Annotated in this window: 9 protein-coding genes and 1 tRNA gene; 8 read left to right on the forward strand and 2 right to left on the reverse strand. The window is 47.2% G+C overall.

Annotated features, from left to right (window positions below; translation table 11 throughout):
• Window positions 1–98: 98 nt before the first annotated feature.
• Window positions 99–911 carry a hypothetical protein gene (locus LBJ25_02725; protein MDR1452872.1) on the reverse strand — a complete coding sequence of 271 codons (813 nt, stop codon included), beginning with the start codon at window positions 909–911 and terminating at the stop codon, window positions 99–101.
• Window positions 912–1,064: 153 nt separating this feature from the next.
• Here LBJ25_02725 and LBJ25_02730 point away from each other — a divergent pair, with 153 nt between their 5' ends.
• On the forward strand, window positions 1,065–1,484 hold the full coding sequence (locus LBJ25_02730; protein MDR1452873.1) for a hypothetical protein: 420 nt from the start codon (window positions 1,065–1,067) through the stop codon (window positions 1,482–1,484).
• Here LBJ25_02730 and lipA read toward each other — a convergent pair.
• Window positions 1,453–2,367: a lipoyl synthase gene (gene lipA, locus LBJ25_02735; GenBank protein ID MDR1452874.1), complete on the reverse strand. Its 915-nt coding sequence runs from the start codon at window positions 2,365–2,367 to the stop codon at window positions 1,453–1,455. The genes LBJ25_02730 and lipA overlap by 32 nt on opposite strands.
• Before the next feature lie 57 nt (window positions 2,368–2,424).
• Between lipA and LBJ25_02740 the strand changes: the two genes are divergently transcribed.
• The 7 genes from LBJ25_02740 to LBJ25_02770 all read left to right on the forward strand — a co-directional run bounded on the left by LBJ25_02740 (window position 2,425) and on the right by LBJ25_02770 (window position 6,882).
• Window positions 2,425–2,616 (forward strand): hypothetical protein, encoded by a 192-nt coding sequence (locus LBJ25_02740; protein MDR1452875.1) that lies wholly within the window; start codon window positions 2,425–2,427, stop codon window positions 2,614–2,616.
• A gap of 58 nt (window positions 2,617–2,674) precedes the next feature.
• On the forward strand, window positions 2,675–2,920 hold the full coding sequence (locus tag LBJ25_02745; protein ID MDR1452876.1) for a hypothetical protein: 246 nt from the start codon (window positions 2,675–2,677) through the stop codon (window positions 2,918–2,920).
• Entirely contained in the window at window positions 2,917–3,609 is a 693-nt protein-coding gene (gene queC / locus LBJ25_02750; GenBank protein ID MDR1452877.1) for a 7-cyano-7-deazaguanine synthase QueC, read from the forward strand. Before LBJ25_02745 ends, queC begins: the two co-directional genes overlap by 4 nt.
• A complete protein-coding gene (locus LBJ25_02755; GenBank protein MDR1452878.1) occupies window positions 3,549–4,298 on the forward strand; it encodes a 7-carboxy-7-deazaguanine synthase QueE in 750 nt (249 codons plus the stop codon). The genes queC and LBJ25_02755 overlap by 61 nt, the downstream gene beginning before the upstream one ends.
• A 199-nt stretch (window positions 4,299–4,497) precedes the next feature.
• Window positions 4,498–5,307 carry a sigma-70 family RNA polymerase sigma factor gene (locus LBJ25_02760; GenBank protein ID MDR1452879.1) on the forward strand — a complete coding sequence of 270 codons (810 nt, stop codon included), beginning with the start codon at window positions 4,498–4,500 and terminating at the stop codon, window positions 5,305–5,307.
• A 48-nt stretch (window positions 5,308–5,355) separates the two neighbouring features.
• Window positions 5,356–5,443: transfer RNA gene (locus LBJ25_02765), tRNA-Ser, on the forward strand.
• 425 nt (window positions 5,444–5,868) lie between these two features.
• Window positions 5,869–6,882 carry a virulence RhuM family protein gene (locus tag LBJ25_02770; protein MDR1452880.1) on the forward strand — a complete coding sequence of 338 codons (1,014 nt, stop codon included), beginning with the start codon at window positions 5,869–5,871 and terminating at the stop codon, window positions 6,880–6,882.
• The last annotated feature ends 354 nt before the right edge of the window (window positions 6,883–7,236 follow it).

Genomic DNA, 7,236 nt, shown 5'->3' on the forward strand with positions numbered 1-7,236 from the left:
CAAGTATCGTTATTTAGGCCAAAATGTTAATAACGTTACTTTTTTGATTAAAACTACCGTTATTTTTCGCAATGGTCTTTCTCGGCAGCGCGCTGGCGCTACACGACTTTTATAATATACATAACCTTATAATAAACCGGTAATGTGCTGACACTGAACGCTGTGCCGGAGCCAGCATTGGCTGTCGTACCGCCGATACTGCCGCCAGTAATACTGCCGCTGATCGTGTGTGAATGTGAGCCGCCTTCGGGAATAGATACGGCGACATCGTGGACATGTGTTCCTTCTCCAGAAGAGGTGGAGCCCGTGATACCATGCGAATGAGTGACATCCATATTAACAATAGTTCGGGATCCGCTATCACCATCCCAGCTATCTCCACCCCAGGCTTCATAGGAAAACACACCGGAGCTGCCTATCCTGCCTCTACCGTCATCGATCAAACCAAAACGGCCTGTCAAGGTTTTATCTGTGCTGTTGGTAGAGCCGGAAACAGTATGCGCATGTCCTCCGCTGCCGGTGTTCGTTGTGCCAGTACCTGAATGTACGTGTCCGCTGCCTGCGGATGTTGCCGAGAGGCCGCTCGTGTTAAGTCCGCTAAAAGACAAACCGGTTGCGTCATGATTGTGCGCGGGGAGATGGGTTTTTTGCAAAATCACACTCTGGCTGTCCGCGCCGAGCGCGGTAGTAAAATCCGAGCTCTCCGCGCCACGCAGGAATTTATCGGTCAGATCCGGCACAAAAAGATCGGCGTCGTGATTTGCCTTGTTGCAGACTTTCCAGATATTTTTAAATTCCGCGCTGGTCGCGCCCCACGCTGTGGAACTGAAAGTCAGTATCGTGCCTTTCGGGAAAAATGTCAGATCGTTAATGTCGCTGGCCAGCATTGGCTTGCCTGTCGCTATAGTCATAAAAATACCCCCCTTTAATTTAATTACCTTTAGTATAGCACATTCTATCATAAAATACAATAAAAAATATTTAATAGTATTTTGTAAATGACACCAAGTTTTTAAGGGCTAGACTATATATGATAAATAGCTATAAGGAAGGATTTATAGTACATGGATAAACAAATTGAGCAAAAATTAAAAGTCTTAATCAGCAAAAAACTGCAATTACTGCGCGAAAGAGACCACTGTACCATGGAGAAAACAGCTGATTTTTTGGATTTGGATTATTCTTTGTATCATGGTCTGTTGCACGGCGCCAGATTGCCGCATCTGGCCACGCTCATGAAGATCAATCAAGCCTATGGCCTGAATATGGACTGGTGGTTCGAGGACTTCGCCGAAATACGGACAAACAAAGTTTTAACCAAAGAGACTATCACGCAAAAAGCCGCGGAAAAAGAACTATTAAATAACTTTAACAAACTGGACGCCCGCTCCCGCAAAGCCCTGCAAAAGATCTTGAAAACCATGCTTCAGAGACGCCGCAGTCATTGGCCGGTCAACAATGTATATTTTTTGCAAAGCGCGTGATGTTTTCAGCTTCTTCTAAAATCTCGCCCGCTCTGTACGATGAGCGCACCAATGGCCCGGCGAAAACAGTCCTAAACCCCAGCTCCTTTTCGCCGTATGTTTTGTATTCCGTGAATTTCCCGGGGCGGATAAAGTCCTGTACCGGATAATGTTTTTTGGACGGCGGCAGATACTGGCCGAGCGTCACAATAGACACGCCCGCGTTTTTCAAATCCCGTAGCGTTAATTTTATTTCCGTTTCTGTTTCGCCCAAGCCCAGCATCAGGCCGGACTTTACCGGCAGGCCAGTCCGGGCGGCGTGATCTAGAATTTTCAGCGAGCGCCGATAATCCGCCCGCGGACGGACAGCCGCATATAAACGCGGCACGGTTTCGATATTGTGATTATAAACAGCCGGTCTGGCCGCCAGCACGGTGTCCAGCGCGGTCAGATCCCCCTGAAAATCCGGTGTCAGAACTTCGACGGCGGCGCGCGGCAGTTCCTGCCGCGCGGCCAGAATGGCCGCGGCGAAATGCGCCGCGCCGCCGTCCGGCAGATCGTCGCGCGTCACCGAGGTAATCACCACATACCGCAAGCCCAGTTTGCGCGCGGCCGCGGCTATTTTCCGCGGCTCGTCAGCGTCCACCGGCTCCGGCGCGGCCTGCCTAACGGCGCAAAAGCGGCAGCGGCGCGTGCAGGCCGCGCCCAGTATCAAGAAAGTCACCGTCCGCGCGGCAAAACACTCGCCGCGATTGGGACAGAGCGCCGATTCGCAAACCGTATGCACCGTTTCGTCGAAATACCCGCGGATCCGCAGATTGGGCGCGGACTTCGGAATGTTTTTTTTGAGCCAGACCGGATAACGCATGGAAACAAGTTTAACAAACCACCAGAAAAAATCCATACATAAATTCGCGGCACGCGGGTATTCTGGTATTGCATCTTTAAGGAGTGTGCAGCTATGGCAACTATTGATGATTTTGAAGATCCGCCGGAAGACGATCAGGACGCCGAGGCGCAGAGTTATCTGGCGCGTTATTACAACGAAGCTCTGTCCGAGTTTCTCCAGTCCGCCGCGCCGCGTAGCGAAGAAGTTTTTCCTTACGAAGTGCTGATTTTTTCCGATCAGCCGGGGATTTTACGAAAAAAATAATTCAGACCGCTAAATAGGGCTGCTAAAAACATGTCGTCTTTAGTGTTACAATAATTTTATGCTTAGCAAAGAAGTTTCCTGGAGCTTGTGGGGTTTTTTTTTCGCGCACGCGGCGCTTTTTGTTTTCACCAACCTGGGGCTGCTTATTCTCAACCTGCTGGCTTTCAGCGGCGAACTCTGGTTTTTGTACGTCCTCGTATTCTGGGCGCTGCTGCTGGCCCTGCATTATTACTTAAACAAACTGATCCTCTCCGGTTTTTTCTTAAGACTGCGCGACAAAATTTTGGACAGGCTGGATAAATGAAACAATTAGCCAAATCCCGCGCCCTGCTTTGTCTGTCCGGCGGTCAGGACAGTGTCACCTGTTTGCTGTGGGCGGCGCAAAAGTACGGCGCGGAAAATATTTATACTGTCGCGTTTGACTACGGACAAAAACACGCCGTGGAATTAGCCTGCGCCAAAACCGTGGCCAAACTGCTCGGCGCGGCCAAACATTATGTTTTGCGGCTACCGGCTTTGCAACAGATCGGCGACAGCGCGCTGCTGACGGACGCCGACGTGAACACAAGCAAAGACGGCCTGCCCGCTTCTTTCGTGCCGGCGCGCAATATTATTTTTTTGAGCCAGGCGGCGGCTCTGGCTTACAAACTGGATTGCGGCAATTTGATCACTGGTGTGAGCGAGGTGGACTACAGCGGCTATCCGGACTGCCGCGGGCAAACTATAAAACTTTTAGAAAAAACTTTGAACGCCGGTCTGGAAACAAATTTAAAGATCATTACGCCGCTGCTGCGCAAAAACAAAGCGGAGATCTGGGCGCTGGCGCGGCAATGCCGCGGGGCGGACGGCGTGGAGCTGATCCGCGAACACACGCACACTTGCTACAACGGAGACCACACGACGCGGCACGAGTGGGGCTACGGCTGCGCCAAATGTCCGGCCTGCCGGCTACGCCAAAGAGGTTACGCGGAGTTCCGCGCGAAAACAAAATAAAAATGCAGGCCAATCTTCAAGAAATTTTCCGCAGCATCCAGGGCGAGGGTCTATACGCCGGCGCGCCAACAACTTTTGTGCGCTTCAGCGGCTGCAATCTGCGCTGCGCTTACTGCGATACCAAAAAATCCTGGCGTGAGACCAAATACTGTCTTTATCAGCCGGTGGAGTTTGCGCGGCGTCTGGTACGCGTGCCCAATGCCGTTTCCGCGGAAGACTGCGCGGACATGATTTTCTGGCTGGCGCCGCGGGGGCTGGTCAGCTTCACCGGCGGAGAGCCGCTGCTGCAGGCCAAATACATCGCGCGCGTGCTGCAGCTCCTCGGCGCCAACTACACATACCTTATCGAGACGAACGGCTCCCTGCCGGCCGCGCTGAAACATCTGCCCAATCTGCCAAATATTGTTTACTCGATCGACTTAAAAGCTCCGCAATTTTTGCGCTTTTATAAAAACGTGCCGCAAAAATCGGCAAAATATCTAAAAATAATTCTGGAAAAAAATTTGGCTGTCGAAAAAATACTGCGGATATTGGATCGGATCAAAATGACCAGCACGCCGCTTTTTCTCCAGCCGCTAAACAATCGGGTTGCCAAAAAGGAATTGCAAAAATGGATGTATTATTTAGAAAAAAATGGGTATGTATATAAAGTAATGCCGCAGATACATAAATTTGTCCGCTGGAAATAAGGCGCGTTTGCGCAGGGGCGCAAAATGCGCAAATTTATACATCAAAAATAATTAATGTATCTTCGCTGTTCATTATTGCACAGAAAAAATCGATATATTTTTGCTGGATTTTCAGATTTTTAGCTTAAATAAGCCAAAAATTCGGCTTGGCAAAAAAACTGCCATTTATCCGCTGTAACAAACAACGGGGGGATAAATAATGGCAGTCGCAACCAAACTTAAAAGCAGGATCGAGAAAAAATTAATCTCCAGCGAAATTCTTGAACTCAAAAACACGGAAAAGAAAATTATTGCCAAACTGGTCAGCGGTTCGCTGGGCGGCGGTCTCACCAAAGAAAAAAATCAGCTGGTCATGGAAAATCTGCCGCTGGCGATTTATCTGGCTAAAAAATACACCCGCAAAGATGTGGATATTCAAGATCTGGTACAGGTCGCGGCGATCGGCTTGATCAAAGCCGTACGCAAATATAATCCGTCGCGCAAAGTCCGGCTGTCTTATTATGCCGTCCCGACTATTGACGGCGAGCTGCGCCACTACATCCGCGACAATTGCTACAGTATTCGCGTTTCACGCAAATGCGTCGAGTTGAACGCGCGGATCCAAAAATTCCGTGAAGAATTTATTTATCAGAATGGCCGCGAAGCTACCCGTTTGGAGATCGCCAAAAAATTTAAATTCAAATTAAAAACCCTGGACAAGATCATGCAGACTATGGGCGCGCATTATCTGACCTCGCTGGATATGCCGATCAACCACAATAACAAAAGCGACTCGATCCGGCTGGAAGACATCATTGGCAGCAGTAATTTTGCCGACGCTATTCTGGAAAAAGAAGATCTCCAGACCGCTTTGCAGGCGCTCAATCCGCGCGATCAGCAAATCATCAAAGATCATTTCATGCGTGAGTACAGCCAGTCCGACATCGCCAAGCGTTTTCGTATCACGCAGGCGCAGGTGTCGCGCGTGCTTAAACGCGCCTGTCAGAAAATCGCTTTGGCTATGGTTTAAAATTTTTGTCCAAATCTTATAGATGCCGTATAATATTTTCCGCGTCCGGGAGAGGTGTCCGAGTGGTCGATGGTGCAACATTGGAAATGTTGTATACCGCAAGGTATCGCGAGTTCGAATCTCGCCCTCTCCGCCACGCGAAGCGTGGCATGAGCGCCAGCGAATGTTTGCGCAAGCCGCTCCGCGGCGCGGCGCAAAAGGAGAGTAGTGCCGGAGTGCGGTTTTGCTCTGCCAAACAAACGAACGGCCGCCCTCTCCGCTCGCACCCATGTGCGCGCGACGCCCGTGCGCGCATAGAAAACCGCGCACGGCCAGCGCCGCGCGCGTAAGCGTAAACGTCCGCCCTCAACAAGCTAATCAAGCCGAAGTTACCAAAAGCCTTATCAAATAAGCGGTTCCGGCGATTTCTATTTTTTACATGATTTCTATAATTTACAAAACTTCTATGAGATTTTAGGATTTGGGCGTATGGAGGGTGTATGAAATTTAAAGGGTTTTGGTGGATTTTTGCAAATGACAATATCATAGATATTTGGTGTAGAATATAAAGCGAGGCTAATGATGTCGCCGGAAAAATCAAATTTAATAATGTATCAGACCGAAGACGGTTTAACCAAGATAGAGGTTAATTTTGATGGAGATACTGTTTGGTTGACCCAAGAACAACTGTCGCAATTATTTCAACGCGATACAAGTGTTATTAGCCGGCATATTAAAAATATCTTTGCTGAAGGCGAATTAGATGAGAAAAGCAATTTGCAAAAAATGCAATTTGCTAATTCTGATAAACCGACGTATTTTTACAGCTTAAATGTCATTATATCCGTAGGATATCGCGTTAAATCCTTGCGTGGTACACAGTTTAGGATTTGGGCAACTAACTTACTCAAAGAGTATATGCAAAAGGGTTTTGTTATGAATGACGACTTGCTAAAACAGGCGGGCGGCGGTAATTATTTCGAGGAATTATTAGCGCGTATCCGCGATATTCGTTCTTCTGAGAAAGTTTTTTATCGTAAAATTTTAGATATATACGCTACTAGTATTGATTACGACCCTAACACAGAAACAACACAGGCTTTTTTTGCTACTGTACAGAACAAAATGCATTTTTCTGCACATGGATATACAGCCGCCGAAGTTATTTACGATAGAGCAAACGCACAAAAAGATTTCATGGGTTTAACTGCTTGGGCTGGAATGTTGCCTAGAAAAACAGATACAGCGTTTGCCAAAAATTATCTTACAGAAGATGAAGTTGATACATTAAACCGTATTGTTACGCTATATCTTGATTTTGCGGAATTACAAGCCAAGAATAAAGCGCCTATGTATATGAAAGATTGGATTAGCAAATTAGACGATTTCCTTAAAGTGTCTAATAGGAAGATTCTAACTCATGCCGGAAAAATCAGCGCAGAGGTCGCCAAATTAAAAGCGGATACAGAGTATGATAAATTTAGAGAACGTACTCGGTACACTTTAACCCCAGTAGAACAGCACTTTTTACAATCGCTAGAACAAACAGAAAAAAAAGTACTAGCAAAACAAAAGAAAAAACATAAAAAAGAATGAACTTGACTTAAAAACAAGTCCTCTATAGCTAGGGTCTCTTACGACCGCGTGGCATGGAGCCAACTTTCACTATAGAGAACCTAGTAAAGAGAACTTAGTAAATAGTATAACTCGTTTTTGAGAAAAAGCAATGTGAAAATTTGACTCATTTGTCTGGGAGTTTTAACCAACTTATGACTACAAGTTAGATTTGCTACACAGCGTGTAGCAAATTAGTCATTTGGGTTAGAGTTAGCATATGAAAACCAAGTGTATTTATGTTAATTGGCTACGCATTGCATAGCTTTCCTAAAACAACAAACCCCGCCATGCGGCAGGGGGTTTATGTGATTATAAAATCAACCTTGTTTTATA

It is taken from the genome of Candidatus Margulisiibacteriota bacterium (genome assembly GCA_031268855.1).
In the GTDB taxonomy this organism is placed as follows: Bacteria; Margulisbacteria; Termititenacia; order Termititenacales; family Termititenacaceae; genus Termititenax.